The organism is Sandaracinaceae bacterium (assembly GCA_016706685.1).
Classification (GTDB): Bacteria; Myxococcota_A; Polyangia; order Polyangiales; family Houyiibacteriaceae; genus JADJJE01.
The window spans coordinates 260,883-287,716 of the sequence record JADJJE010000014.1 but is presented as its reverse complement, the minus strand read 5'-3'; the positions used below and the strand labels follow the sequence as shown (position 1 = coordinate 287,716).

The 26,834-nt window shown below is 70.6% G+C and carries 21 protein-coding genes; 13 read left to right on the top strand and 8 right to left on the bottom strand.

The genetic code is table 11. The features are described 5' to 3' along the window. On the top strand, window positions 1–996 hold the full coding sequence (gene hemB, locus IPI43_18855) for a porphobilinogen synthase (protein MBK7776161.1): 996 nt from the start codon (window positions 1–3) through the stop codon (window positions 994–996). Then, the gene (locus tag IPI43_18850; GenBank protein ID MBK7776160.1) at window positions 993–3,098 is read left to right on the top strand and encodes a thioredoxin domain-containing protein; all 2,106 of its coding nucleotides are present in this window, start codon (window positions 993–995) and stop codon (window positions 3,096–3,098) included. The genes hemB and IPI43_18850 overlap by 4 nt, the downstream gene beginning before the upstream one ends. A gap of 117 nt (window positions 3,099–3,215) precedes the next feature. Here IPI43_18850 and gloB read toward each other — a convergent pair whose 3' ends face one another. Beyond that, complete coding sequence (gene gloB / locus IPI43_18845; GenBank protein MBK7776159.1) at window positions 3,216–4,085, bottom strand: hydroxyacylglutathione hydrolase; 870 nt, start codon at window positions 4,083–4,085, stop codon at window positions 3,216–3,218. Between the two features lie 17 nt (window positions 4,086–4,102). Then, window positions 4,103–5,524 carry a VCBS repeat-containing protein gene (locus IPI43_18840; GenBank protein ID MBK7776158.1) on the bottom strand — a complete coding sequence of 474 codons (1,422 nt, stop codon included), beginning with the start codon at window positions 5,522–5,524 and terminating at the stop codon, window positions 4,103–4,105. 170 nt (window positions 5,525–5,694) lie between these two features. Here IPI43_18840 and IPI43_18835 point away from each other — a divergent pair, with 170 nt between their 5' ends. Beyond that, window positions 5,695–8,808, top strand: coding sequence for a sulfatase-like hydrolase/transferase (locus IPI43_18835; GenBank protein ID MBK7776157.1), 3,114 nt, complete (start codon window positions 5,695–5,697; stop codon window positions 8,806–8,808). 70 nt (window positions 8,809–8,878) lie between these two features. On the opposite strand, the gene IPI43_18830 is transcribed toward IPI43_18835, so the two are convergent. After that, window positions 8,879–10,126, bottom strand: a complete 1,248-nt coding sequence (locus IPI43_18830; protein MBK7776156.1) for a DUF839 domain-containing protein — start codon at window positions 10,124–10,126, stop codon at window positions 8,879–8,881. A gap of 138 nt (window positions 10,127–10,264) precedes the next feature. On the opposite strand from IPI43_18830, the gene IPI43_18825 reads away from it, so the two are divergent. Both IPI43_18825 and IPI43_18820 read left to right on the top strand, forming a co-directional pair. Beyond that, window positions 10,265–10,861, top strand: a complete 597-nt coding sequence (locus IPI43_18825) for a DUF937 domain-containing protein (protein ID MBK7776155.1) — start codon at window positions 10,265–10,267, stop codon at window positions 10,859–10,861. A gap of 46 nt (window positions 10,862–10,907) precedes the next feature. Beyond that, window positions 10,908–11,573, top strand: coding sequence for a PaaI family thioesterase (locus tag IPI43_18820; GenBank protein MBK7776154.1), 666 nt, complete (start codon window positions 10,908–10,910; stop codon window positions 11,571–11,573). 7 nt (window positions 11,574–11,580) lie between these two features. Here the strand turns inward: IPI43_18820 and IPI43_18815 are convergent, their stop codons facing one another. Continuing rightward, window positions 11,581–14,241, bottom strand: a complete 2,661-nt coding sequence (locus IPI43_18815; GenBank protein ID MBK7776153.1) for a response regulator — start codon at window positions 14,239–14,241, stop codon at window positions 11,581–11,583. A gap of 60 nt (window positions 14,242–14,301) precedes the next feature. Here IPI43_18815 and IPI43_18810 point away from each other — a divergent pair, with 60 nt between their 5' ends. After that, window positions 14,302–15,654 carry a GGDEF domain-containing protein gene (locus IPI43_18810; GenBank protein MBK7776152.1) on the top strand — a complete coding sequence of 451 codons (1,353 nt, stop codon included), beginning with the start codon at window positions 14,302–14,304 and terminating at the stop codon, window positions 15,652–15,654. Window positions 15,655–15,660: 6 nt separating this feature from the next. Here IPI43_18810 and IPI43_18805 read toward each other — a convergent pair whose 3' ends face one another. Further along, the gene (locus tag IPI43_18805) at window positions 15,661–16,971 is read right to left on the bottom strand and encodes an inner membrane CreD family protein (GenBank protein MBK7776151.1); all 1,311 of its coding nucleotides are present in this window, start codon (window positions 16,969–16,971) and stop codon (window positions 15,661–15,663) included. Window positions 16,972–17,135: 164 nt separating this feature from the next. Between IPI43_18805 and IPI43_18800 the strand changes: the two genes are divergently transcribed. The 7 genes from IPI43_18800 (at window position 17,136) to IPI43_18770 (ending at window position 24,041) form a co-directional block, all read left to right on the top strand. Further along, window positions 17,136–17,579: an SRPBCC family protein gene (locus IPI43_18800; GenBank protein MBK7776150.1), complete on the top strand. Its 444-nt coding sequence runs from the start codon at window positions 17,136–17,138 to the stop codon at window positions 17,577–17,579. After that, on the top strand, window positions 17,576–18,304 hold the full coding sequence (locus IPI43_18795; protein ID MBK7776149.1) for an alpha/beta fold hydrolase: 729 nt from the start codon (window positions 17,576–17,578) through the stop codon (window positions 18,302–18,304). The genes IPI43_18800 and IPI43_18795 overlap by 4 nt, the downstream gene beginning before the upstream one ends. A 2-nt stretch (window positions 18,305–18,306) precedes the next feature. Next, a complete protein-coding gene (locus IPI43_18790) occupies window positions 18,307–19,056 on the top strand; it encodes an alpha/beta hydrolase (GenBank protein MBK7776148.1) in 750 nt (249 codons plus the stop codon). Between the two features lie 302 nt (window positions 19,057–19,358). After that, window positions 19,359–20,873 (top strand): TolC family protein, encoded by a 1,515-nt coding sequence (locus IPI43_18785; GenBank protein ID MBK7776147.1) that lies wholly within the window; start codon window positions 19,359–19,361, stop codon window positions 20,871–20,873. After that, complete coding sequence (locus IPI43_18780) at window positions 20,870–22,090, top strand: efflux RND transporter periplasmic adaptor subunit (protein ID MBK7776146.1); 1,221 nt, start codon at window positions 20,870–20,872, stop codon at window positions 22,088–22,090. The genes IPI43_18785 and IPI43_18780 overlap by 4 nt, the downstream gene beginning before the upstream one ends. Next, window positions 22,087–22,842, top strand: coding sequence for an ABC transporter ATP-binding protein (locus IPI43_18775; GenBank protein ID MBK7776145.1), 756 nt, complete (start codon window positions 22,087–22,089; stop codon window positions 22,840–22,842). Before IPI43_18780 ends, IPI43_18775 begins: the two co-directional genes overlap by 4 nt. Then, window positions 22,836–24,041, top strand: a complete 1,206-nt coding sequence (locus IPI43_18770) for an ABC transporter permease (GenBank protein ID MBK7776144.1) — start codon at window positions 22,836–22,838, stop codon at window positions 24,039–24,041. Before IPI43_18775 ends, IPI43_18770 begins: the two co-directional genes overlap by 7 nt. On the opposite strand, the gene IPI43_18765 is transcribed toward IPI43_18770, so the two are convergent. The 3 genes from IPI43_18765 to IPI43_18755 form a co-directional block, all read right to left on the bottom strand. Next, a complete protein-coding gene (locus IPI43_18765; protein ID MBK7776143.1) occupies window positions 23,962–25,506 on the bottom strand; it encodes an NAD(P)/FAD-dependent oxidoreductase in 1,545 nt (514 codons plus the stop codon). The genes IPI43_18770 and IPI43_18765 overlap by 80 nt on opposite strands. Window positions 25,507–25,738: 232 nt before the next feature. Continuing rightward, a complete protein-coding gene (locus IPI43_18760; protein ID MBK7776142.1) occupies window positions 25,739–26,242 on the bottom strand; it encodes a hypothetical protein in 504 nt (167 codons plus the stop codon). Continuing rightward, window positions 26,239–26,790, bottom strand: a complete 552-nt coding sequence (locus IPI43_18755; protein ID MBK7776141.1) for a lamin tail domain-containing protein — start codon at window positions 26,788–26,790, stop codon at window positions 26,239–26,241. The genes IPI43_18760 and IPI43_18755 overlap by 4 nt, the downstream gene beginning before the upstream one ends. Between the last annotated feature and the right edge of the window lie 44 nt (window positions 26,791–26,834).

Sequence of the window (26,834 nt, the reverse complement as noted above, 5' to 3'; positions counted from 1 at the left end):
ATGCCGCAGTACCCGGACACCCGCCTGCGCCGCACGCGCCGGCACGAGTGGACGCGCCGCCTGGTGCGTGAGAACACGCTCACCGTGGCCGACCTGATCTGGCCGCTCTTCGTGCACGCCCCGGGCACGGGGCCCGCGCGCGTGGCCATCGCGTCCATGCCGGGTGTGGAGCGGCTGTCCATCGACGAGCTGGTGGTGGAGGCGCGCGAGGCGGTGGCGCTGGGCATCCCCGCCATCGCCATCTTCCCGGTGATCGACGCGGCGCTGAAGACGCCCGACGGCGAGCACGCGCACGACCCCGAGAACCTGGTGTGTCGCGCCGTGCGCGCCGTGAAGCAGGCTTGCCCGGAGCTGGGCGTGATCTGCGACGTGGCCCTCGACCCGTTCACCACGCACGGCCAGGACGGCATCGTGCGCGACGGCTACGTGGTGAACGACCTCACCGTGACCGCGCTCTGCCAGCAGGCGCTGGTGCAGGCGGCCGCCGGCTGCGACGTGCTGGCGCCCTCCGACATGCAGGACGGGCGCATCGGAGCGATTCGAAGCGCGCTGGAAGCGGAGGGCTTTCACGACGCGCTGATCCTGAGCTACGCGGCCAAGTACGCGAGCGCGTTCTACGGTCCGTTCCGCGACGCGGTGGGCTCGGCCAAGAACCTGGGCGGCGGCGACAAGCGCACCTACCAGATGGACCCCGCGAACAGCGACGAGGCCCTGCGCGAGGTGGCCATGGACCTCGAGGAGGGCGCGGACATGGTGATGGTGAAGCCCGGGATGCCGTATCTGGACATCGTGCGGCGCGTGAAAGACCGCTTCGGCGTGCCCACGTACGCGTACCAAGTGAGCGGCGAGTACGCCATGCTCGCAGCCGCTGGTCAGCTCGGATTCCTGGACCAGGAGCGCGTGATGCTGGAGAGCCTGCTGTCGTTCAAGCGCGCGGGCGCCGACGGTATCCTGACCTACGCGGCCAAGACGGTGGCGCGGAGCCTGCGCGGATGACGTCCGCCCCCGCGCGCCGCAGCGGGAGCCGCGCGCTCTTGCTCCTCGTGGGAGCCATGGCGGCCATGGCACCAGCGGGGCCCAGCGCAGACGCTCGACGGTTGCCACCGCGCGAGACGCCCGCGTCGGTCTACGCCGAGTCCACCACCCGCCGTGTCCGCGTGGATGCTTCTTCCGCGGCGGCTCAAGGCCCGGTGGACGCGCCGCTCACCATGGTGCTCTTCGCGGAGTTCCAAGACCCGTTCACGGCGCGCGTGCAGCCCACCCTGCAGCTGCTCCGTGACGCATACGGCGCGGACCTGCGCATCGTCTTCCGCCACCGCCCGCTCGACTTCCACGCCCACTCGCGCAACGCCGCGCGCGCCGCTCAGGAGGCGCTCGAGCAGGGCGGAGCCACGTGGTTCTGGGCCATGCACGACAAGCTGCTGGCCTCGCAGAGCGCGCTCGACGTCGAGTCGCTGGTCACCTACGCGCGTGAGCTCGGGCTCGACGAGCAGCGCTTTCGGCGTGCGCTCGGGGATGGTCGGCACGACGCCGTGATCGCCGTCGACGAGGCGGACGCCGAGTACCTCGGGGCCCGCGCGTCGCCGAACTTCTTCGTCAACGGTGTGCAGATCACGGGTGCCCAGCCGCTCGAGGCGTTCCGCGCCGTCATGGACGCCGAGCTCGCGCTGGCCACGCGGGCGATGGCGCTCGGCGCGAGCCGCCAAGACATCTACGGGCTGGCCATGGCCACGCCGCGTGCCGCGCCGGGAGCCCCGAGCGCTGCGAATGGAGCGGTCGCCGCTACGCCGGCGGACGCGCCAGTCTTTCGGGTCCCGTTGGACCCGAACCAGCCGGTGCGCGGGGCGGCCGACGCGCTGGTCACCGTGGTGGTCTTCAGCGACTTCCAGTGCCCCTTCTGCGCCCGGGTGGTCCCCACGCTGGCGTCACTCGAGCAGCGCTACGGGCGCGACCTGCGCCTGGTCTTCCGGCACAACCCGCTGCCCTTTCATCAAGACGCGATGCCCGCCGCGCAGGCCGCCGTCGAAGCGTTCGTGCAGCGCGGCAGCCCTGGCTTCTGGGCCATGCACGACCTGCTCTTCGCCAACCCGCGGGCCCTCTCGCGCGCCGACCTCGAGCGCTACGCGCAGCAGGTGGGCCTCGACATGCGCCGCTTCAGCGCCGCGCTAGACCAGCAGACGCACCGCGCGCGGGTGGAAGCCGACATGGACGCCGCGCGAGCGCTGGGCGCGTCGGGCACCCCCACGTTCTTCATCAACGGGCGGCAGCTGACGGGGGCGCAGCCCGAGGCGCGCTTCGTGGAAGCCGTGGACCGCGCGCTGGCCGAAGCGCAGGCCCTGGTGAGCAGCGGCACGCCGCGCCGCCAGGTCTACGCACGCTCGATCCGCAACGGGCTGACCACGCCACCGCCCCAGCCGCCTAGCGCGGGCACGGGCACAGCGGCAGCAGGTCGCCCGACCCTGGACCCCGAGGCGGTCTACCACGTGCCCGTCACCCGTGCGCAGCCTTCGCGCGGCCCCGCCAACGCGCTGGTCACGCTGGTGCTCTTCACGGACTTCGAGTGCCCGTTCTGCTCGCGCGTCGCGCCCACCCTCGACGCCATCCTTCAGCAATACGGGTCTGACGTGCGGCTGGTGTTCCGCAACAACCCACTCTCGTTCCACAACCACGCGCTGCTGGCCGCCGAGGCCGCGCTCGAGGCCTCCGCTCAAGGTGGGGACAGCGCCTTCTGGCGCTACCACGACCTGCTCTTCGCGAACCAGCGCGCGCTCGAGCGGGCCGACCTCGAGAGCTACGCGCGGCAGATCGGGCTCGACATGCCGCGCTTCGCTCAGGCGCTCGACGGCCACGTGCACGCCGCCGCCATCGACGCGGACCGCGCGCTCGCCGCGCAGCTGGGCGCCACGGGCACCCCCAGCGTGTTCGTGAACGGCAAGCTGCTGCGCGGAGCCCAGCCGCTGCAGGCATTCCAGGCGCGCGTGGACACGGAGCTGGCGGCCGCACGGCAGCTGGTCCGGCGCGGCACCCCTCGCGCTCGGGTCTACGAGCAGATCATCCGGGGCGGCGCCACGGCGCCGGTGATGCTCCCCCCGCCGTGAGGCTGCAGATCGACACATCTCGCCAGGGGGCTGACTTGCTTTGCTGAAAGGCACCAAGGGCCCCCACCGCGGAAGCGCCGAAGCCCCCGAGGCCCGCGCGGCGAGTCCGCCTGCCGCTCAGAGCGGCAAGCCCTCGTCGCCACGTGACTTGTACGCGCCCTTGTTCTTGAGAGCGCGCGTGGCCGCGAACACGTCCGCGGCAGCCTCTGTCAGAGGTTCGCCGGACGCCGCCTCCACCTTGGCCCGCAGCGTGGGGCTCGCGTGCCGCAAGAAGGGGTTGGTGGCCAGCTCGTCCGCGATGGTGGACGGCACCGAGCACTCCCCACGCGCACGCAGGGCCCACACCGCGCGGATGCGCTCGGCCAGCGCCGCGTTGTCGGGTTCCACCGAGAAGGCGAAGCGCAGGTTGTCCTCGGTGTACTCGTGCGCGCAGCACACGCGCGTGGCGGGCGGTAGTTGGGCGAGCCGCGTGAGCGACGCGTGCATCTTGCTGGGGGGCCCGTCGAACAGGTAGCCGCAGCCCCCTGCGAAGAGCGTGTCGCCGCAGAAGAGCGCGTCCGAGAACACGTAGCTGATGTGCCCGTTGATGTGCCCCTCGGTGAGCAGCACGCGCCCCGCGGCCGCGCCCAGCCGGACCACGTCGCCCTCGCCCACGGCTTCCGTCAGCCCGGGGATGACGTCGCGGGTGGCCGCAGCGCCCACCACGCGCATCCCATCGAGCAACCCACGCTTCTTCAGGTCGCGGTTGATGCCGATGTGGTCGGGGTGCGTGTGCGTGTTGAGGATGGCGGTGAGCCGCAGACCCTGCGCCGCACAGTAGTCGAGCACACCGCCAGCGTCCGGCCCGTCCACCGCGGCCACCTCGTCGGTGCCCACCACGCGCAGCAACCAGATCAGGTTGTCCTGGGCCGCCGGGACCTGGTGCACTTCGAGCAGGCCATCGGCGGTGAGGAAGGGCGCGCGCGGCACCGAGACGACGTGTGGCATGCGTTCGGGGTAGTCGCTCAGCGCGCGCCGAGCAAGGCCACGGGCACGGGCGTGATGTTCCACGTCATGCGCTGACGCGGCTCGGCACGGCTGTGGATCATCTGGCGGCGCGGGCGCCCGTTCACCCACACGTAGCGGCGCAGCTCCCCATGTGTGTCGGAGGCCACGTACAGCTCGTGCCGGCCGTCGCCGTCGAGGTCGGCCGCCACCGAGGCGTGCTCGAAGCCACCGGACTCCGCGTCGATACGCTCTACCGACCACTCGCCGCGCGGGTCGCTGCCCGGCCGCAAGAGCCACAGGCCCGAGCGCATGGCCGCGGCCACCATCTCGCGCTTTCCGTCGCCGTCGAAGTCGCCCACCGTGAGGAAGCGGCACTGCATGTCCTCGAACGTCGCCACCACCACGCGCGCGTTCGCCGGCGTGTCCGCTTCGTAGCGACGGATCTCGACGGGCTCCACCGTCACCAGGCGATCGTTCTCCATGCGGGTGAGCGCCTCGACCGCCACGTACAGCTCGTCGCGGCCGTCACCGTCCACGTCGCCCACCCAGATCTCCTTGGCGTGCCGCTGGCCAAGATCGGCGACCACCGTGCGGCTGCCGCGACCATCCTGCGGGACATAGCGCAGCACCTCGCCGTGCTGGGCGCCACCGTCCAGGCGGTTGGGCTCGCTGGGCGTGCTGTAGACCTCGAGCTTGCCGTCGCCGTTCAGGTCGCCGATCTCCACCTCGTGCACGAAGGTATTCGGGTGCGCGTCCATGCGGTCCACGGTCCACGCGCCGCCCACGGCCTGGCGCAGCACGGCGAAGACGCCCTGGTCGTGGGTCGCCACCGCGATGGCCGGGCGGCCGTCACCGTAGAGGTCACCCACCTCGATGTCGCGCATGCGGTCGAAGCGCCCGCCGAAGGCCTCGGTCCAGAGCGTCTCGGCCGTGAAGCCCTCCGCGCCGCGTCGCCAGATGCGCACGAACGCGCCGCTGCCGGCGGCCGTCAGGATGCCCGGCGCGCCCTCGGCCGGCGTGAACGGCATGGCCTTGTGGAAGACGTTGCTGTCCGCGTCGGTGACCACCTCGGTGGTCCACTCGCCACCGCGGCGCGTGAGGATCTCGAGGCGCGCGGCCTGCGGCACCGTGTAGCTGCCGTTCTCGTCCTCGGCGAAGTCGCTGTACCCCAGCATCAGGCCGTTGGGCAGGTCGTCGGGCAGCGCCAGCGGGTCTGCGGGGGCGGCGGGTGGCTCGGGGGTCTCGGTCACGGCCGTCGTCGTGGCGGGGGTGACCGGTGCCGTGGTCTCGGCGGGGTCGTCGCCACCGCAGCCCAGCGCGCTCCCGCCCAGCGTCAGGAGTCCCAGCGCCATCAGCGCGGACCGACTCGTGCGGGAAAAGCCGAAGAGATCACAGAGGTTCGAGCTGGGGAAGTGGGGGGCGTTGTCTGAGCGTTGCATGCGCCGATCTCCGAGGTTCGGGGTGCAGCTACCAACGCTCGGCAGCCGGGGCAAGTTCCCGCCAGCCCCACCCGGGGTGACCCGCCGAGAATTTGACCCCAGACTGCCGGCTCGATACCGGAGGGGTATCCCCGTGGCGGGGCGAACGCCGCGGGTCAGCACGAGGACACATGACGGAACACGACCAGCAAGACATGGCGCGCCCTCTCGACGCGACCACGGCCGAGATCCCGGAGGCGCGGGGCGAAGGCGACCAGGCCAAACAGAAGCCCGGCATCAAGAAGTACGTGTCGCTGGGGATCAAGCTCGCCTTCACGGCGGCGATGCTCTTCGTGATCTTCGACAAGGTGCTGGCGCGCGACGGCGCGGAGGACCTCAAGACGCGCATCGCCAACCTGGACATGCGCTGGGTGATCGCGGCGGTGAGCATGCAGCTGAGCGCCATCGTCTGCGCCATCGTGCGCTGGCAGCGGCTGCTGGTGGGTCAAGGCATCCACGCACCGTGGCGCTTCCTCGGTGGCTCCTTCATGATCGCTCGCTTCTGGGGCGCGTTCACGCCTGGCGGCTTCACGGGCTTTGGCGGCTGGCGCATCTTCGACATCGCCGACCGCACCGGCAAGGTGGCGCGCGCGGGCGCCGTGATCAGCGTGGAGATGATCATGGGGCAGCTGGCCTTTGGCCTCGTGGTCATGATGGGCAGCGTCTTCGGCTCGGCGTTCATCGGCACCATGGGCGTGGTGCTCGTGAACCTCGGCTTCGCGGTCATCGTCAGCATCGGGCTCACGTTCCTGGCCCGGCCGCACCTCTTCCGCGTGCTGGCTGGCTTCCTCCCCGCGAACATCCGCGCGCGCATCCACACGCTCATCGACGCGGTCTGCGCCTACCAGGGCAAGAACGTGCTGTTGGTGCAGGTGACGCTCTTGGGTGTAGCGGTCCACGCGTTCAACAACTTGATCTACGTTTGCGCCGCACGCGCGCTCGGAGTGGAGCTGGGCGTCGGCCACGTGTTCTTCGCATCGTCTCTGCAGATCCTGGCGACGCTGCTTCCCATCTCCATCAACGGCCTCGGCCTGCGTGAGTCGGCGGCCGTGGCGCTCTACACTTCGCCGGCCATTGGACTCCCGCTGGCCGTGGCCGTGCTGATCCCCACCGTGGGCTTCGCCTGCGAGATGTTCGTGTCGGCGTGGGGCGGCCTGTTCTTCCTGGCCCGCAAGGGCGGTCTGCGCAGCGACATCACCGTGGACGAGGCGAACCGCGAGGACGAGTTCTACGAGCAGACCGGCGTGGACGCGGCCCGCTCGTCCGTGCCCAAGCGTGGCGCCATCCTGGGCTTCGGCGCAGGACTGCTGGCGGGCCTGATGATCGGCCTCGCCGAGGGCAGCGTCATCGTGGCCACCAGCGCCGTGCCCACGGGCCTCAACGCGCTGGTCTACGGAGCGGTGGGCTACGCGCTCTTGTGCTCCGTGCTGGGTGGCGTGGGCGGCTTCGTCATGGCGCACATCAGCCGCATGATGCGCCGCGAGGCCATGCCCGAAGCGGACGCCTATGCGCGCTACTGCGGCGCCATCGTGGGGGTCTTCGGCTTCGTGTTGGGCGCCTTCTTGGTGCGGCGCGACATCTACAACGAAGAGATCGCGTTCAAGAGCAAGGAGGGCCTCCTGCTGCTGGGCAGCGCGGCGCTCTTCGGGCTGGTGCTCTACTTGGTGCTCAGCGTGTCGTTGCGCTTCTTGCTGAAGAAGCAGGTGGCCGCGCCCATGTTGGGGATGCGCGGCTCGCTGGGGCTCTTCGTGGGCATCATTGCCCTCCTGGCAGGCATCACCTTCGCGGTGGGCAAGCCGGCCACCGCGTCCAACGACCAGAACCGGGCCACCCCGCCCGCCAGCGCGGGCAACGTGCTGGTCATCGTGGTGGACACCCTGCGCGCCGACCACCTGCCGGCGTGGGGCTACCAAACCGGCAGCACACCGCACCTGGACGCGTTCGCGGCCGACGCCGTGCGCTTCGACCAGGCGTTCTCGAACGCCAGCTGGACCCGCCCGAGCTTCGCCTCGATCATGACGGGCCGCATGCCCAGCAGCCACACCGTCATGGGCAAGGGCTCGCGGCTGCCGGAGGAGATCACCACCATGGCCGAAGCCATGAGCGCGCGCGGCTTCGTGACCGGCGGCTTCATGACCAACTTCAACGTGGAGCCGCGCTTCAACTTCGGGCAGGGCTTCGACGAGTACCGTTTCCTCGAGCCCCGCTTCGTGCTGGGTGCGGACGCCGACTCGAGCAAGCTGCTCATCCTGCAGGTGGCCCGCCGCATCCGCGAGAAGATCAACGGGATGTTCGACATCGTGGCCCCCGGCGACGACTACCAGGACGCCGAGACGGTCAACGGCGAGCTGTTCGCGTGGCTAGACCGCGCCCCGTCGGACCGCCCCTGGCTGCTGATGGCGGGCTACATGGACCCGCACGACCCGTACTTCGCCCACCCGTACTCGGGCAGCGGCTACTCGCGCGCGGCGCACCAGAACCCGCGCCCCGAAGAGGCGCCTGCGCTGCGCCGGCTCTACGACGGTGAGATCACCTACTGGGACCAGCACTTCGGCGCGCTCGTGGCCGAGCTGCAGCGGCGCGGCGTGTACGACGACATGACCATCATCGTGACGTCCGACCACGGTGAGGAGTTCGGCGACCATGGCGGTTTCTGGCACGGCGACACGCTCTACGACGAGCAGCTGCGCGTGCCGCTCTTCGTGAAGCTGCCGGGCAACTCGCGCGGCGGCACGGTGCTGCGCCACTGGGTGCAGAGCATCGACATCATGCCCACGCTGCTGCGCGCGCAGGGGCTCGAGGTGCCCGAGGGCGTGCAGGGCGGCGACCTCTTCACGGGCACCGACACGGTCTACGCCGAGGAGAGCCACGCCGAGAACGTGCTCGAGTCCGTGCGTGTTCGGACCGGCATGACCGAGCGCAAGCTCATCACCGCGAACGAGGGCAACCCGCGTGGCCTGCCGACCACCGAGCTGTTCCATGTGGACGATGACCCGGCCGAGCAGCACGACCACGCCAGCGAAGCGAGCAGCGCCGAAGAGGTGGCTGCGCTGCGCGTGCTGATGGCGGAGCGCGCGCGCTGGGCCGCCGAGGGGCGCGCCCAGACGAATGAGGTCTCGGTGGACGAGATGCCCGACGACGAGAAGGCCAGCCTGTGCCGGCTGGGCTATCTCACCGGCGAGGTCTGCCTCGACCTGTGCCGACGCGGGCTCTTGAGCGGTGCCCTCTGCAGCGCCGCTCCGTAGCCACCACCGGAACGCACACCCACGGAAGCCCTGATCAGCGGCTCTCGTGGGCGTGCCACCAACCGGTGCGTCAGGCCAAGGGCCCGAAGAAGGGCCCGGTCACCTCGTAGGTGACGCCCGTGCCACTGCCGGTCAGGCCACGCTGCGAGCTGAAATAGAGCCGGCGCAGCGTGGGGTCGAAGGCCAGGCCCGTGATCTCGGATCCGTCGTGGCCCTCGAGCTGCACGATGGCCGCCACGTCGCCGCTCGGGGAGATGGCCACCACCTGCATGTCGCCGCCGTCCTCGGCCACCAGCAGGTCGCCCGCGCTGGTGGCCAGGATGAAGTCCACGCCCGTGAGGATCGGGTCGGTGACGGCGTTCGAGTCGTAGACCACGCGCAGCGTGTCATCCACCACGTGGTGCGCCCAGATGCGGTCGTCGCCCTTGGTGGTGAAGTAGATCTCGTCGTCGTAGAACCAGACGCCCTCGCCGCCATCGAAGGCCGTGCTCTCGGGCACCTGGAGGCGCGTGGCGACGTCTGCCGCGCTGGGGTCGGGGACGGGCAACCACGTGACGGGGCCCGTGTCACCCGTGGTCACGCGCATGACCTCGAGCGTACCCGCCGTCAGGATCGCGTTGCCGTTGTCGTCCAGCGCGTCGGGAGTGAAGCGGTAGAAGCGCCCGTTGCTGGCGTCTTCCGTGAGGTAGAGGCGCATGCGCCCTGGGTCCACCGCGACGGCTTCGTGGATGAACAAGCCCAGCGCCGGGCGCTCCACGCCGGGCGTCGCGCCGGTGGGGTCGCACTCCCACACCAGCCCGCCCTCGCGCTCTTCCCCGGAGAGCCAGGTGCCCCACGGGGTGGCCCCACCCGAGCAGTTCCACGTGGAGCCGGTCAGGATGGGGTAGGCGTCCACGATGTCACCGTTGCGGTTGAAGCGGATGGCGCCCACGCCCGAGCGCCCGCGCACGATGGGGATCTCGCTGTTGGAGACGTAGATGTAGCCCTGGTTCGCCGTGGGGTAGGTGGCGCCACCGTCCGGGAAGTCGTGCCAGACGTACTCCTGCCCCTCGATGACCGGCAGATCCGACGTGGCGATGATGCGGCCCGTGAAGCCCTCGGGGAGGCGCATGCCGAACTCGTTCGGGGCCCCGAGCGCGCCATGGCGTGTCAGGTCACCGGCCGCTGGCGTGGGCACGGCCACATCGCCTTCACCGCCGCAGCCAGCGAGCGAAGGCCCCAGCAGCGTGGGCCCCAGCAGGAGCGCGCCCGTGCCGGCGGCGCTGCGTTGGAGGAAGCCTCGACGGCTGAGAGCGGAGCCTCGCGATGGGATGGTCATGCGCGCGAGTATTCACGGCCCCACGCCCCTCCCCAAGCAACAACGGCGCGCCGACGGCAACAATCCCGTGTACCCCATTTGGGGACGGCTCTGCTAGGATGGCCGCCCGCCGCACTCGAGCGGCCCGAGGAGACGACCATGACCGACATCCTTTCCAGCTTGCTGGGCCAGCTGGGCCCGAGCGCCGTTCAGCAGATCAGCCAGCAGCTGGGCGCGCCCCCGGGTGCCACGCAGTCGGCCATCCAGGCGGCCCTGCCCACGCTGCTCACGGCGCTGGCCAACAACGCCCGCACCCCGCAGGGCGCGCAGGCGCTGGGCAGCGCGCTCGAGCGGGACCACGACGGCAGCGTGCTGAACAACCTGAGCGGCTTCCTGGGCGGTGGCGCGGCGGCCACCGCGGGCTCCGCCATCCTGGGGCACGTTCTGGGGCAGCGTCAGGCGCCGGTGGCCGCGAGCCTGGGCGGCGCGACGGGGCTCGATGCCTCGCAGTCCACGCAGCTGCTGGCGATGCTAGCGCCGCTCGTGATGGGCGCGCTGGGTCAGCAGCAGCGGCAGCAGGGCCTGGACGCGGGCGGCCTCGCGCGCACGCTGGCAGGGGCTCGCCCGCAGGCGGCGCAGCAGAGCCCTGCCATGGGCATGCTCACGCAGCTGCTGGATGCCGACGGCGACGGCTCGGGCATGGACGAGCTGGCCGAGAAGGGCCTCGGGATGCTGAGCGGCTTCTTGAAGAAGTGAGCGCAGCCGCCGGCCCGCGCGCCGCCTTCGGGTCATGCTGCGCCACATGTCGGACAGCATGACCTGGGTGAAGCCGCCGGAGACCGCCAGCTCGGATGACTGGGGCGCTCAGCGCGCGCTGGCCAGCGCCCTGCGCGAGCTCATCGCGCGCTGCATCGAGACCCGCGCGGACGCCGGGATGCTGCGTGAAGTGACCGCGAGCGTGCGCACGCTGACCGAGCGCCTGGCCGCCGCGCCTCGCAGCCCGGCGCGCGACGCCTTTCGCAACGGCACCTACTTGGCCGAGCCGCTGCGCTTCGTGGACCAGGGCGCGATGCTGGGCCAGAGCAACCCCATCGCCGGGCCCATGGTGCTGCGCCGCGAGGGCGAGCGCGTGATCGGCGAGATCACCCTGGGCCCTGCCCACGGCGGCGCGCCCGGGCTGGTGCACGGGGGCGTGGTGGCCACGCTGCTCGATGAGGTGCTGGGCCACGCGGCCATCTCCACGGGCGTGTCGGTGGTGACCGCCACGCTCAACGTGCGCTACCACGCGCCCACCCCGCTGGGCGTGCCGCTGCGCTGCGAGGGCTACATCGCCGAGCACAGCGGGCGGCGCTACAAGCTCAAGGGCCAGATCCTGGCGGGCAGCACACGAACCGCGAGCGCGGAGGGCATCTTCGTGGACGTGTCGGGTGACCGCTTCGCCACGGTCATGGCGGGCGTGCCGGAGTAGCGCTGGGCTACGCGCCGAGGCTCTTGACCGCTGCCACCAGCGCTACCTGCGCCTGCGTGAGCTCGTCCGTGAGCGCCGCCAGCTGGGTGTCCACTTCGCCAACGGACCCGGCGCGCTCGATGGCCACACACAGCTGGCCCACGCGAGCCGCGCCCACCTGCCGGCTGCTGCCGAGCAGGGCATGGGCCCGGCGCTGCATGACCGGCTTGTCGTCGGCGCGAGCCGCCTCGAGGAGCTCGCGGAGGTTCTCTTCGCTGGTGGAGAGGTAGGTCTCCACCACCTGCCCGAAGAAGCCGGGGCTGCCACGCTCCAGCATCAGGAGCTGGTCCACCACGTTGGTGTCCAGCGCCTCCCGCCAGGCCACGGCGTCTCGCTCCTTACTCGCGAGTGTGTCGCGCGCGTCCATGGCAAGAGAGGGTAGCCGATCAGCGACGTTCGCGCAGCAGCGACGCAGCGTTTCGTCCAGCTGCTCGAGCGTAAAGGGCTTCGCCAGGTAGGCATCCATGCCGGCGGCGAGAGCGCGATCACGGTCACCCGCCATCGCGTTCGCGGTCAGGGCCACGATGGGGACACGCGGGCGACCGGTCAGTTGCTCCCGCGAGCGCACCTCGCGCGTGGTGGCGTAGCCGTCCATGACCGGCATCTGACCGTCCATCAGGACACACGCGTAGTGCGGCGTGTTGGCTTCGAGCGCGGCGAGCGCGGCGGCACCGTCGGCCACCACGTGGGCCCCGTAGCCCAGCGCGCGCAGGTGCGCGACAGCTACGCGCTGGTTCGTCTCGTTGTCCTCGGCCACCAGGACGGCCAGGCCGTTGGGGACCACCTCGGTGCGGGCCGCGTCCGATGCCACGTGCGAAGGGGGAGCGGACGCCGGCGCCCCCACCTGCGGCACGATCGGATCGGCCGCGAGCGCCGCGTTGAGGGCGTCCAGCAGACGGTTGCGGTGAATGGGCTTCGGGAGGTCCGTGACGAAGCCGCAGACATCCAGCTGCTGACGCAGCTCGCCCAGCACGGAGCCCATGGCGATCATGGCGCAGCCCAGCGGCGAGAGCAGCGCGCCCAGCTCCTGGGCCTTCTGGATGATGGGCTGACCCAGGCTGGTGACGTCGATGATGGCCACGTCCACCGGCCTTCCGCTCTCGGCGAACTCCGCCGCCGCGCGCGCCGCTTCGTCCGGGGTGCGGCTGAGCACGGTCTCGATGCCCCACGCCGCGAGCTGGGACTGGAGCGTGGCGCGCATGCGCTCGGAGGCGTCCATGATCAGCACGTGGGCGTTCCACAGACGCGCGTTCACCTTGAGGCCGCGGGTGGTGAGCAGGTCCTCCTTCTCGAGCTCGAGCTCGAGGTGGAACGAGCTGCCCTGCCGCTCCACGCTGTCCACCCGCAGCTCGCTGCCCATCAGGCCCGCGAGCTGTCTGCAGATGGACAGGCCGAGGCCCGTCCCGCCGAACTGCCGCGTGGTGGAGGTGTCTGCCTGCGAGAACGGGTTGAAGATGGTGGCCAGCTTGTCGGCCGGGATGCCCACGCCCGTGTCGGTGACCGCCAAACGCAGGATGACCGTCCCGCGCGCCGTGGTGGCCAGCAAGCGCGCGGACAGCACCACCTCGCCCTCTGCGGTGAACTTGATGGCGTTCGAGACCAGGTTGGTCATGATCTGCCGCACGCGCAGAGGGTCGCCCACCACTTGCTTCGGCAGGTTGGCGTCCACGTCCGCGATCAGCTCGATGCCTCGATGGAGCGCGGTCGCCGCGTGCGCCGAGGCGATCTCCTCCATGAGCTCCGCGATGTCGAAGGCCACCAGCTCGAGCTCCACCGCGCCGGCCTCGATCTTCGAGACGTCGAGGATGTCGTTGACGATGGCCATGAGCAGCTCGCTCGAGCGCACCACCTCGTCCAGGTACTGCTCTTGGTCGGCGTGCAGTGGCGTCCGCCGGAGGAGCGACAGCATGCCGATGATCCCATTGAGTGGGGTCCGGATCTCGTGGCTCATGTTGGCGAGGAAACGGCCCTTGGCGCGCGCCGACTCGAGCGCGGCGTCGCGCGCTTCGGCCACCTCGCGCGTCTGCGCTTCGAGGCGACGCCGCGAATCTCTGTCTTTCTGGGCGAGCGCGGCGATGGTGCGCATGAAGCGCTCGCGCACCGCGGCGATGATGACCGACGCCACCGCCGACACGGCGACGTTGACGGTCCAGTGGGCGGACTCGTGGGGATCCATGGGGGGACGCAGCGCCACCCAGCCCACACACAAGATCAGCGTGAGGTAGAACGAGACCACGCCGCTCGGGACCACGCCCGCTCCAGCGAGCATGCAGAAGATGACCACCACGGTCTGGTCCGGGTGCTGTGAGAGCTGCACGATGCCGAGCGGATGAACGGCGACGACCGTGGCCGCCAGGAACGCGACGGCGCGTGCGTGGGTGGCCCCGATCAGCCGGTTGAGCAGCACCACCGCAGCGCATCCGAGGGCGACTGCGGCGCTCAGCGTGGCGATGGCCTCGGCCGGCTGGGTGGGCGGCACAACTACGTAGAGCGCAGCGATGGCCGTGAACGCGGCGACGCCGAAGAGCATGGCGCGCTGCACGTGCCAGCTCAAGCTCGAGACGAGGTCTCGGTCGTGCCCCACCTCCTGCCGAGCATCGGCCGAGCTACTGCTGGAACGTTCACTCATGTTCGCCGGGAACAAAGGGCGTTCCCAATACCGAGACAACGATACACTCTAGGGTCAGGAATGTCCCCGTCGTCGACGCGCCCACCCGAAGAGGAGAAGCCGCTCGCTGCCGACGCTGCTGCGTTGCGCAGCGCGGAGCGGCGCTCGTTCACCTCCTCGGGCGACGGGCTGCAGTCGTGGTCCGGGATGACCACCGCGCCGCCGGTGGAGCACCTCCCGTTACTCGACCGCATGGCGGAGAAGGCCGGCTCTACGGGGCGGCTGAGCGACGCGGCCAAGTGCTTGTTCGTGCAAGCACTCATGAGCGTGGCAGCCGGCATCTACAGCCTGACGGCCGCAGCGTTGGACGGGTGGCCGTTCTTCGACGACACCGTGCTGGGCCCGGTCCGCGCGAGCGCGCCGTGGTCCATCGCCATCGTGGCGCTCTGGCCGCTGATGCTCGTCCCCACCCTGCGCCTGGTGCGGGCGCAGGACGTCGAGCCGCGCCCGGTGCTCACGCACGCCACGGCCATCTACTATGCGGTCAACATCGCGTTCTTCAGCTACGTGACCGGGCCCTTCAGCGCGCCCAGCGGCTTCGCGCTGCTGGCCGGCGTCACCACGGGGATGCTGTTCTTCGAGCGTCAGGTCTTGTTGATCGGGCTGTTCTTCCACGTGGTCGGGCTGGCCGCCATCGCCTACCTCAGCCACCACGGGTTCTTGCCGTTCGAGGCGCTCTACATGGCCTCCACGGCGGGGCGCGGGCTCGAGCCCGACTGGCTGCTGCGCTCCACCGTGGCCACCGTCGCGCTCGCCATCATCGTGTTCCCGTTCCTGGGTATGATCGTGGACAGCTGGCGCTACCGCGAGCTGCGCCTCGAGCGCGCTGCCCAGACCGACGCGCTGACCGGCATCTTCAACCGTGGCTACGTCATGGAGGTGCTCGACCGGGCCTTCGCGCGCGCAAGCGAGAAGCGGCCGCTCTCGGTGGTCATGGTGGACATCGACCACTTCAAGAAGGTGAACGACGACCACGGTCACCTGATCGGCGACGAGGTGCTGCGGCAGGTCGCCACCGCCCTCCACGCCAGCCTGCGGAAGAACGACACGCTCGGGCGCTTCGGTGGCGAGGAATTCCTGCTGGTGCTGCCCGGCATCGGAGACGGCGAGGCACGCGTGGTAGCCGAGCGCTGCCGCGTGGCCGTGGCGGCGCTCGACTTCGGTGTGCCGGCGGCGCGCTCGGCGGGTGGCTCCCTGCGCGTGACCGCCAGCTTCGGCATCGCCACGCTGCCGCCGGTCTACGCCACCGTCGAGACCCTGCTGGACGTGGCCGACGCCGCGCTCTACGAGGCCAAGCGCAGCGGCCGAAACTCGGTGGTCTCGGACCGGGACAGCGCGGCCGGCCACGCCGGGCAGAACGACGCGACCGGCTAGCGCTCGCTAGAAACTCACTGGCCGTGCCGCACCGAGGTGGTCGCCGAAGTCATCGGGCGAGCCGGGTGCGGGGGGTGCCGCGCTGGGCGCTCCCTCGGCCTTGCCCCAGTCGAGACGCCCGGTCACCTGCATCATCACGAACAGCGTGCCGATGGCGCCGAGCGTGATGGCGAGGCCCGTGAAGCCCTCCCAGAAGAAGCTGTAGCTGAAGAGCACCAGGTAGAGCACCTGGCTGATGCCCACCTCGCGCAGCGCGAAGCGCCAGCCCACGAAGAGGCGCGCGTAGGACACCACGAGCAGCAGCGAGACCAGCGCGCTCAGCGCGAAGGAGGCCGTGACGGGCACGTGGTCCACCAGGTAGGCGAACAGCAGATGGAACGCGAAGAAGGCGCAGCCGATCATGAAGTAGTGCATGGGGTGGAACTCCTTCTTCTGGACGGTGGCCAGCACGGCCACCACGAAGAAGAAGAACAGCAGCGAGACCGGCGCGAAGAACGTGATGCGCGAGGCGAGCGGGCCGGGGTTGAGCTGCTCGGGCAGCGCCAAGGCCACGGGCGCGCTCGAGATCAGCGAGTCGAACTGCCACTCGCCGTGCCAGCCGCCGCCGGTGGCGCTGTGCTCGCTGGGCGAGAGCGAGCCGGGCGGGAAGTCCACCTCGCGGAAGTCGGTGTCCACCACCAAGTGGAAGTCGCGCACGCGGCCGTTGCCCTGCGCCATGTGGTAGGTCCACGAGCTGGTACCCCGCGTGCGGTAGGCCACCTCGAAGGCCACCGCTTGGCCTGGCCTGAAGTCGTGCTCCACCGTGGCGGACTGGCTGGTGATGGTGAACGGCAGCTCGGCCCCGCCGGGTGCTCGCACCACGAAGTTGTCGTAGCCCACGTTGTCGGCCATGAGCGGGATCACCACGCTCACGCGTTGCGGCTGGTCCGTGGGGTTCACGAAGCGGTACACGCCCCGGAAGGTGACATCGTAGGTGGGGAACCAGTTCAGCCCCTTCTTGCGCTGCTCGAGCTCCAGGCGCGCGCGCAGGTCCGACTGCACCAGGGGCACGTCCACCCGTGTGCGCTCCTCGCGCTGGGTGGTGGTCTCACGGGTCTCGCCGTCCACCGTGGTGGTCTGCGTCTCGGCCGACACCCCCACCGTCTCGAACGTGGCCGTGGGTGCGTACTGCACGCCCTCGGGCCCCCACAGGCGGTGCACCTCCTCGCGCAGCGACGAGGACATTTCACCAGAGCGCACCGTCAGCGTCGAGCCGAGCACCATCCACGCGAACGCGCAGCCCACCCAGATCCCGAGGATCGAACCGAGCTTCTTCATCGAGCACCTCCAAATGTCGTACGTGTCATGGGGACAACCTGACGGCGCGGAATGGAGCCCTCGCGAAGCGCACGAGGAAGGAGCGGGGAGAAGTTGTGGCGATTCCGTGGCGACCCACCGAATCCCATTGCGCCCCGCGGCGATCGCGCTGTACGAGGAACGCTATGCCGATCAGCGAGACCACCATCGAGAGCTTCGTCGCCCCCTCGGAATTCCTGGACGTCGTGCTGGACGTTACGAACTACCCGCGCTTCCTGCCCGAGGTGAAGAAGGTCGAGGTGCTGTCCAAGTCCGAAACCGCGATGCGCGCTCGCTTCCACGTGGCCGTGGCCTTCGCCGGCCTCGACGTGAAGACCGAGTACACCGTGGACTACACCATCGACCGCGACGCGCTGACCGTGTCGTGGACGCTGCACGCCTCGCCGGACCTCACGGTCAACGACGGGGTCTGGCGCCTCGAGGAGACCGCCGATGGCGAGACCATCGCGCACTACCGGTCCGAGCTGGTGACCTCGCTGCCCATCGCGCTCGAGATCCAGAAGGCCTTCGCGGACTCGCAGCTGCCGGAGATGATGCAGAAGTTCCAGGAGCGCGCCGAGTCGCTGTGAGCGCGCACGCGCCCCAGCCGGCCGTCTTCCTCTGTCATGGCGCGGGCGGTGACGGCGGGTCCTGCGCTGCGCTCGCGCGGGCCCTCGAGGCCCAGGCGGGCGTCACGGCGCATGCCCTCTCGTATCCGGGCCGCGCCGATGTGCCGGGCCCCGCCCGTGGCTCCGTGGCAGAGCTGGCAGCGTTCATCCGGGAGCGTGTGGCCGCAGCGCTGGGCAGCCTGGATGCGCCGCACGTGGTGCTCGGTCACTCCATGGGTGGCGCGGTGGCCCTCGAGTACGCGCTGCACGCTCCGCCCGGCTTGCGCGCGCTCGCGCTGGTGGCCACGGGCGCTCGGCTGCGTGTGCACCCCAGCATCTTGGCGGCGCTCTCGCCGAGCGGCGACACAGCCAGCCCGGCTCCGGCGGGAGAGGCGTTCGCGCGCAGCATCGAGGCCGCGGCCCTGACCCCGCGCGCCACCGCGCTCGCGGACTGGCAGGCGGCCAACGCGTTCGACCGCATGGCGGAGGTCCACCAGATCCGCACCCCCACCATCATCCTGGTGGGTGACGCCGACCTGCTGACCCCACTCAAGTACGCGCGCTTCCTGCACGAGCACATCGCCGGCTCGCAGCTGGTGGTGCTGCCGGGTGCCGGTCACAGCCTCCCCACGGAGCACACCGCGCAGGTGGCCGAGCACGTGGCCGCCTTCCTGCGCGGGGTGGCACGCCCGGAGGCCCTGAACTGAACGTGTTCAAGCGGCTCCAGCGTGCCCTGCTCTTCCCAGCCCAGGACCGCATCCCGGCCTGCCGTGCGGGCAGCGATGTGCCCGGGCTCGAGCGCTGGACGCTCGTCACCGACGAGGGCCCCATCGAGGCCTGGTGGCTGCCCGCGCTGAGCGGCTCGGGCCCGCGCCCCGCCATCTTCTTCGCGCACGGCAACGGCGAGCTGATCGACGACTGGCCGCACCCCATGCAGTCCTTCCGCGAGCGCGGCTTCCACGTGCTGCTCGCCGAGTACCGGGGCTACGGGCGGAGCGAGGGACAGGCCAGCGAGACGAAGGTGCGACAGGACTTCGTGCGCCTCTACGACCGCATGCAGGCGCGCCCCGACGTGGACCCGAGCGCTTGCGTGCTGATGGGACGCTCGCTCGGGGGCGGCGCCGTCTGCCAGGTCTATCGGGAGCGGGGCGCGTTCGCGCTGGTGCTGATGAGCACGTTCACCAGCGTGGTGGACTTGGCCAGCCACCTCTACCGGCTCCCCGCGCGCTTCGTGGTGGACCCGTTCGACAGCGCCGCGGTGCTGCGCAGCAAGCCCGGGCGCGTGCTGCACCTGCACGGCCGCCGGGACGAGCTGGTTCCCTTCGCCCACGCCGAGGCGCTTGCGGCCATCACGGGGGGTCCGCTGCTGGCCGAAGAAGGAGGCCACAACGACTGCCCGCTCGACTGGCGGCTGTTCGTGGAGCGCGCGGTCGAGTTCGTCGGCCCAAAGGCATCCTAGAACCCGGAACACACGAGACAACCTCGCGTTGCCGGCCAGGTGCACGTAGGGTGGGTTCGGTCGCGAGACGGGCTCCCGCGAGCTTCACACTTCTTCACATGGGCCCGCGCATCCCCTTCACACCGTGGCCCCAAGGTCAGTTCTCATCGATTTCCGCCCGACGGTCGGCAGTCTACGCAGCGGGTCGTGGAATACCTGAGCCCTGAAGGATGCTAGAAAGTCGCGTCATGCTCGCACTCGCCGCCCCCCCGTCCCCGCCTCGACGACTCAGGACAGACCCGGCAGGGCGTCCCCTGCCACGGGTGCGCCGACTGACACGTGGGCCAGTGCTGGCGGCGTCGCTCGGGTTGATGCTGGGTTGGCCGAGCGAGGGCGCGGCCCAGCAGCTCACCGCGGAAGAAGCGCTGGCGCTGGCGGCCGAGAGCAACCCGGCGCTCGAGGCCGCCGCTCAAGACGCCGCCGCCGCCCGCTATGGGCGCGAGGCCGAGCGCGACGCCGTGCGCCCCGTCGTGACGGCCAGCGTGGGGGCGAGTCGCAACGAGCGCTTCTCGGCCACCAGCCAGGGCCCCGTGCTCAATGAAGACCACGGCGGCGACGCGCGCTTGGGGGTGCAGCACACCGGCGCGCTAGGCACGCGGGTCACCGCCGAGGTCACCTCGTCCATGCTGTGGCAGACCGTGAACCTCACCGCGGGGACCACCACCGCCGTCACCATCGGCCCCGTCTACCGGGGGCAGCTCGCGCTGACCGCCACACAGCCGCTGCTGCGCGGAGCGGGCACCGACGCCACGCGCGCGTCGCTCGAGCGGGCGCGGGCCGTCGAGCGGCAGGCCGGTCACCAGCACGATCAAGCCGCCAGCGAGCTCGCGCGCGACGTGCTGACCGCCTACTGGGAGCTGTGGTACGCGCAGCGCGCAGTGGAAGTGCAAGCGGCGGCGTTGGCGCTGGCCACGCAGCAGCTCGACGAGGCCACGCGCAGGCAGCAGGCGCTCGGGACCCTGGCGCGCGCCGACGTGCTGCGCTTCGCCACCGAGCAGCTCACGGTGCAGGACGCCCTCGCCGTGTCCACGCAGCAGCGCGACGCGCGGGCCCTCGAGCTGTCGCGGCTCCTGGCGCGGCAGCCCGCAGGCGCGCAGACCCTGGTGGCCGTCACGCGCCCCGCGCTGGACGCCTACACGGTGGACCTCGAGAGCGCCCTCGCCCTGACCATGGCCAACTCGAGCGAGTGGCTGGCCGTGATGGCCGAGCTCGAGGCCGCCGAAGAGGCGCTGCGCGCTACTGCGGACGCAGACCAGGCGCGCCTCGACCTGATCCTGAGCGGCTCCATGGGCGGTCTGTGGACCGACGACATGCTGAGCGGGCTCTCGCTCCCGGGAGGTCGGCCCGCGTTCTCGGTGGGTGGGCGGCTCGAGCTGGAGCTCCCCGTCGGAGGTGGGCGCGCAGACGCCGCGCATGAACAGGCACGCGCCCAGCTGCTGGCGGCGCGGTCGCGGGCGCACGCGCGCGAGCTGGCCATCGAGACCGAGCTGGCCACGCTCTTCACGGAGCTCGAGACGGCCCGAGCGCGGGCGCAGCAGAGCGACGCACAGACGGCCCTCGCCGAGGAGCTGGCCACCGCGGAACGCGAGCGGCTGGCGCTCGGGACCACCACGCCCATCGTGGTGATCGAGGCTCAACAGCAAGCCCGCAGCGCCGTCCTGCGGCGCGAGCGTGCCGTGCTGGACGAGGTGCTGGTGGTATTGCGTTTGCGCCACCGCACCGGCGAGCTGCTCACTTCGTTGGTCGCGCCGCGCGTGGCCGGGACACCTGCATCATGAAGCGTGCGTTGCTTGCCCTCGTGCTCCTGGGCGCCATCGGAGGCGCGGTCTACTACTTCTTCTTCCGCCCGGACCCCAACGCGGGTCGCCCGCGCGTCACCGTGCGCGTCACGCGCGGCGAGCTGGTGGAGTACGCCGGCGCCACAGGGACCATACAGCCCGATGTGCAGGTGGAGATCCGCTCGCGTGAGAGCGGCGAGGTCATCGAGGTCATGGTCCAGGAGGGCCAGGTGGTGACCGCCGGAACGCCGCTCATCCGCCTCGACCCCTTCGACACCGATCGCATCGTGGATGGGTCGTTGGCCGACCAGCGCCGCACGCTGGCGCAGCTGCGCGAGGCCGAGGCCAGCCTGGCAGTGGCGGAGGCCGAGCTGGGCCAGGCCGGCATCACAAACGACGTGTCGGCCCGCGGCCAGACGCTCGGGCTGGTGTCCGACGAGAGCGCCCGCGCCACCGAGCACCAGCGGGGCGTGGCCGAGCGGCAGGTGGAGCTGCGGCGCGCGCAGGTGGCTGCCGCGCGCGCCCTCGTGGCGTCCTCGCGCCTCAACGTCTCCGACGCGCGCCGGCGGCGAGAGGCCACCGTCATCACCGCACCCATCACCGGCACCGTGCTCTCGGTCACCGTGGAGGTGGGCTCCATGGTCACGTCGGCGGTCACCAACGTGGGCGGTGGGTCCGCCATCATGACGCTGGCGGACCTCGCCGACCTCCGCGTCATCGGCGCCATCGACGAGGCCCAGATCGGCTCCGTGTCGGTGGGCCAGGTCGTGCAGATCCGCGTCGATGCCTACCCCGACACCGTCTTCGCCGGGCGCGTGCATCGCGTCAGCCCGCTGGGCACCAACGCCTCCAACGTGGTCACCTTCGACGTGGAGATCGTGGTCACGGACGAGCGCGCCGGGCAGCTGCGCTCTGGCATGAGCGCCGACGTGGAGATCGTGACCAGCCGCCAACAGGACGTGCTGCTCATCCCGCTCACGGCGGTGCGCAGCCATGGCGCAGAGTCCACCGTCCTCCTGGCCGACGGACAGCCCCACAACATCACCACCGGCGGCACGGACGGAACCAGCGTGGTGGTGATGAGCGGCCTGAACGAGGGCGACGAGATCTCGGCCGACCCGAACCCACCCCGGGCCGAAGGCGAAGAGGCCGGGCGCCCCAGCGGGAGCGGCGGGAGCGCGTTGTTCGGCAGCCCAGGCGGCCGGAGACGGCGATGACCAGCGCACCGGTCATCATCGAGTCGCTCAGCAAGGTGTACCACCCGGAGCGGCCCGAGCTGCGCGTGGTGGCCGTGAACAGCATCTCGTTCACCATCGAGCGCGGAGAGTCGGTGGCCATCCTGGGCCCCTCGGGCTGCGGCAAGAGCACGCTGCTCAACATCCTCGGCTGCCTGGACCAGCCCACCAGTGGCGTCTACCGGCTGGAGGGCCGCGACGTCGCCACCATGAAGAGCGACGAGCTGGCCGCGGTGCGCAACCGCCACATCGGCTTCGTGTTCCAGAGCTTCAACCTGCTCCCGCGCATGAGCGCCGCCGAGAACGTGGAGCTGCCGCTGCTCTACGCAGGGGTGGACGACACCAAGAATCGCGCCCTCTCGGCCCTCGCGCGCGTGGGCCTCGCGGACCGCGCCCACCACGTCCCCGCAGAGCTGTCGGGCGGCCAGAAGCAGCGCGTGGCCATCGCGCGCGCCTTGGTCACGGATCCGTCCATCCTGCTGTGCGATGAACCCACCGGCGCGCTCGACACGCGCACGGGGCAAGAGGTGCTCGGGCTGCTGGCCGAGCTGAACGCCGAGGGCGCCACCATCATCATGGTCACGCACGATCTCAGCGTGGCCTCCACGCTGAAGCGCGCGCTCACCATGCGAGACGGTCGCATCGAGGGGGACGGACCGGCGGCGGCCATCGTGGACGAGATCCGGCGCGGAGAGCTTGCGCACGTCGAAGAGCGCGGAGCCACCTCATGCTGATCCGCGAGACGGCGCGCACCGCCATGCGCTCACTGCTCAGCAACCGCATGCGCACCGCGCTGACCGCGCTGGGCATGGTCATCGGCGTGGCCGCCGTGGTGGCCGTGCTGGCCATCGGTGAGGGCGCGCAGGCCAGCGTGGCCAATCAGATCCGAGCGCTGGGCGCCAACCTGCTCTACATCCGGCCAGCCAACCGCACCAACGGCCCCGTGCGCAGCGGCACGGTGGACACGCTCACGCTGGCCGACGCCGAGGCCCTGGCGCGTCTGCCCGGCATCACGGGCGTGGCGCCCGAGGCCGCAGGCAGCGCTCAGGTCAAGTACCGCGAGTTCAACATGACGGCCACCATCTACGGCGTCACGCCCGCGTACCTGGAGGTGCGGGCGCTGAGCGTTGCGACCGGCATCGGCCTCTCCCAAGCCGACCTCACGCAGCGGCGGCGCGTGGTGGTGCTGGGCGCCAACGTGGCGGAGCAGCTGTTCGGTGACGCCTCACCGCTGGGCGCTCGGGTGCAGGTGCGCGGCATCACGTTCCGCGTGCTGGGCGTGCTGGGGCGCAAGGGCGACACGGGCTTCAGCTCCCCGGACGACCAGGTCTACATCCCGCTCAGCACCCACCAGAGCTCCTTGTTCGGGCTTCCGCAGCTCAGCGGCATCAACCTGCAGATCGCCAACGAGGACGACGCGCCGCAGCTAGTGGAGCGCATCACCCAGGTGCTGCGCGCACGGCACCGGCTGCGCGACGACGTGGAAGACGACTTCGCGGTGCGCTCCCAGGCCGAGATGCTGGAGACCCTCGGGCAGGTGACCGGCGTCTTCAAGGCGCTGCTCGGGAGCGTGGCTGCCGTGTCGCTGCTGGTCGGCGGCATCGGCATCATGAACATCATGCTGGTGTCGGTGCGCGAGCGCACGCGCGAGATCGGCGTGCGCATGGCCGTGGGCGCACGCCGCCGCGACATCCTCCTTCAGTTCCTCGTGGAGGCGGTGGTCGTGTCCATCGCCGGCGGCATCGTGGGCGTGTTGCTGGGCGTGGCGCTGGCCTATGGCATCGCCAAGCTGGGCGACTGGCCGCCCATCATCCCGCTCTACGGCATCTTCCTGTCGCTGGGCGTCTCCGTGACTATCGGCCTTGTGTTCGGAGTGGGGCCGGCGCGGCGGGCTGCGCAGCTCGACCCTGTGGCTGCGCTGCGGACCGAGTAGCGGCCTTCGGCGCCCGGCTGAACTGCATCACGCCATCGTCCACGGAGCCGTGGCGCAGCGTGACCACGTCCACCGGGTAGCTCATACCCAGCTTCCACGGCCACTTCGAGCCCTGCGTGGGCAGCTCCTCGAGGGAGCGCTGCACGTAGCCCGCGCCGAAGTCCAGCAGCGGGCTCTGCTTCACGCTCGGGTCGGTGTTGCGCGCCACGGCCACGTCGTAGCCCTTCTCGTCCATGAAGTTGAGCATGCGGCACACGTACTCGGCCACCAGGTCGGCCTTCAGCGTCCATGACGAGTTGGTGTAGCCGATGGTGAACGCCGAGTTCGGCACGTCGCTCAACATCATGCCCTTGTAGGTCATCTTCTCGGACAGCCGGACCTCCTTGCCGTCCACCACGAGCGTGGCGCCGCCCATCATCTGCAGCGTGAAGCCCGTGGCCGTGACGATGATGTCCGCCTCGAGCTCCTGGCCCGAGTGCAGCCGCACACCCTTCTCGGTGAAGGTCTCGATGGTGTCCGTCACCACCGACACCTTGCCGCTGCGGATGGACTTGAAGAGGTCGCCGTCGGGCACGGCGCAGAGCCGCTGGTCCCACGGGTTGTAGCGAGGCTTGAAGTGCGTATCCACGTCGAAGCCGGCGGGCAGCTGGCGCACCTGCATCTTGCGGATGAACGCCTTCATCTTCTCGGGCCGCCGCTGGGCAAACTGGTAGATACCTGCGCTGAGGGCCACGTTCTTCCAGCGCGTGAGCGCATAGACCGCGGGCTCGGGCAGGTACTGCCGCACCTTCGTGACGAAGGGGTCACGCCCCGGCACGGTCACCACGTAGGTGGGCGAGCGCTGCAGCATGGTCACGTGCGCCGCCTCGTCGGCCATGGACGGAACCAGCGTCACGGCCGTGGCGCCGCTGCCGATGACCAGCACGCGCTTGCCCGTGTAGTCCAGCGTCTCGGGCCAACGCTGCGGGTGGATGATCTGCCCGGCGAAGCGCTCCATGCCCGGGAAGTCCGGCGTGTAGCCCGCGTCGTAGCGGTAGTAGCCGCTGCAGTTGTAGACGAAGCCCGCCGTGATCTGCACGCGCTCCCCGGTGTCGCTGCGCTCGGCCGTCACCGTCCAGCGGCGCGTGTCGCTGCTCCACTCGGCGCGCACCACCTTGTGGTGGAAGCGGATCTTCTTGTCGATGCCCGCCTCGCGCGCGGTGTCGCAGATGTACTTCAGGATCGACGGCCCGTCGGCCAGCGCCTTCTCGCCCGTCCAGGGCCGGAAGCGGTAGCCCAGCGTGTACATGTCCGAGTCCGAGCGGATGCCGGGATAGCGAAAGAGGTCCCACGTCCCGCCGATGACGTCGCGCGCCTCCAGCAGCATGAAGCTCTTCGACGGGCACTCCGCTTGGATCTGATGCGCCGCGCCGATGCCCGAGAGGCCCGCTCCGACGATCAGCACGTCCACGTGTTCGCTGTTCATGTCGACTCCTTGGTGGGGTTCCCTATTGAACTACAGTCAATAGAGCCGCGCGTCAAGGCGGGCGCCGCGCGCGGAGTCGTTTTTCCGGATGTCCCCTATCGAAAGGCGCTGGTGCGGTGGACCGTGCTGGCCATGTCCGTGAGCAGGTGCGCCCCGGACATGAACGCCACCGCGATGCCAGGCCAGCGCAGCTCGAGCGCGCGCTCGGTGCTGGCCACCGTCACGATGAGGCTCAGGTCGCCTGCTCGGACGTAAATCCGTCGCCGAGGCGGCGCTTCAGCGATATCACCAGCGCATCGTACGGGCTGCTGGGAGCGCCCTTCAGCCCCAGCTCCGTGTCGTGGATGCGCTGCGTCTCCGAGAAGTGGAGCGTGGTGCCGGTGTTCCAGCCTCCTCGGCTGCTGGGGGTGCGCGTGGTCACCTCTCGGACGGTGGTGTGCGGTCCGAGCGGGATCTCCCACGCCACGGTCTCTGCGCCGCGCATGCCGAAGCGCACCGAAGCGTGCGAGAAGCGGATGCTGCGCTCGTCGACCACCACACGGTTCTCGACCCCGAGGCCGAAGTACACGACCACGGCGAACGCGAGGATCACGATGAGCGGGATCGGACCCTGCGGGATGTCTGCGACGGACTCGAGCAGCGCTCCCACACCCATCGCCGGGAACACCAAGAAGAGCGTGAGCCCCGCGTAGAAGCCCTCGCGCGTCCGATGGACGAACTCCTCGGGGCCGCTCATGGCGCGCTGTTCTCCTCGGCCGGGGTAGCGGCACACGTGCGCTCGGCTCCCGTGCCGTCGGGCAGGCGGCACTGCGTCTCATCCAGGCTCGCGCCACGGGGAGCGTACTCGAACGAGTCGATGTGCCGCGCGTTCTCGAACAGGTGCACGGTCTCGCCCTCGTCGGCGCGCACGCGAAACGCAGCGAAGGCACACTCGCTCACGCCCTCGATGTCGCACTCGCGAGCGCCGTGCAGCTCGCTGTCGGCGTTCACCTTGCCCAGCGCCACCACGAAGTGCTCGCCCGGCAGGATGGCGATGTCGGGCAGCTGCGCGCGCTCTTCGCTCGGGCGCCCGTCGGCGTCGCTGCCCATGAGCTGCACGTCACGCAGGGGCTGCGGCTGGTCGCTGAGGTTCAGGATCTCCACCCACTCGGGGGGCGTGGCGTGCACCTCGTTGATCACCAGCGGCAGGCTGCTGCTGCCCTCTTGGCAGCTGGTGAGCAGGGGATACGCCAGGAAGGCGAGCGAGAGCAGCGGGAGGACGCGCATGGGGAGCGGGGACGGCATGGTTCGCGCGCAGTGTAGCGCACGCCACACGCAATCCCGACGCA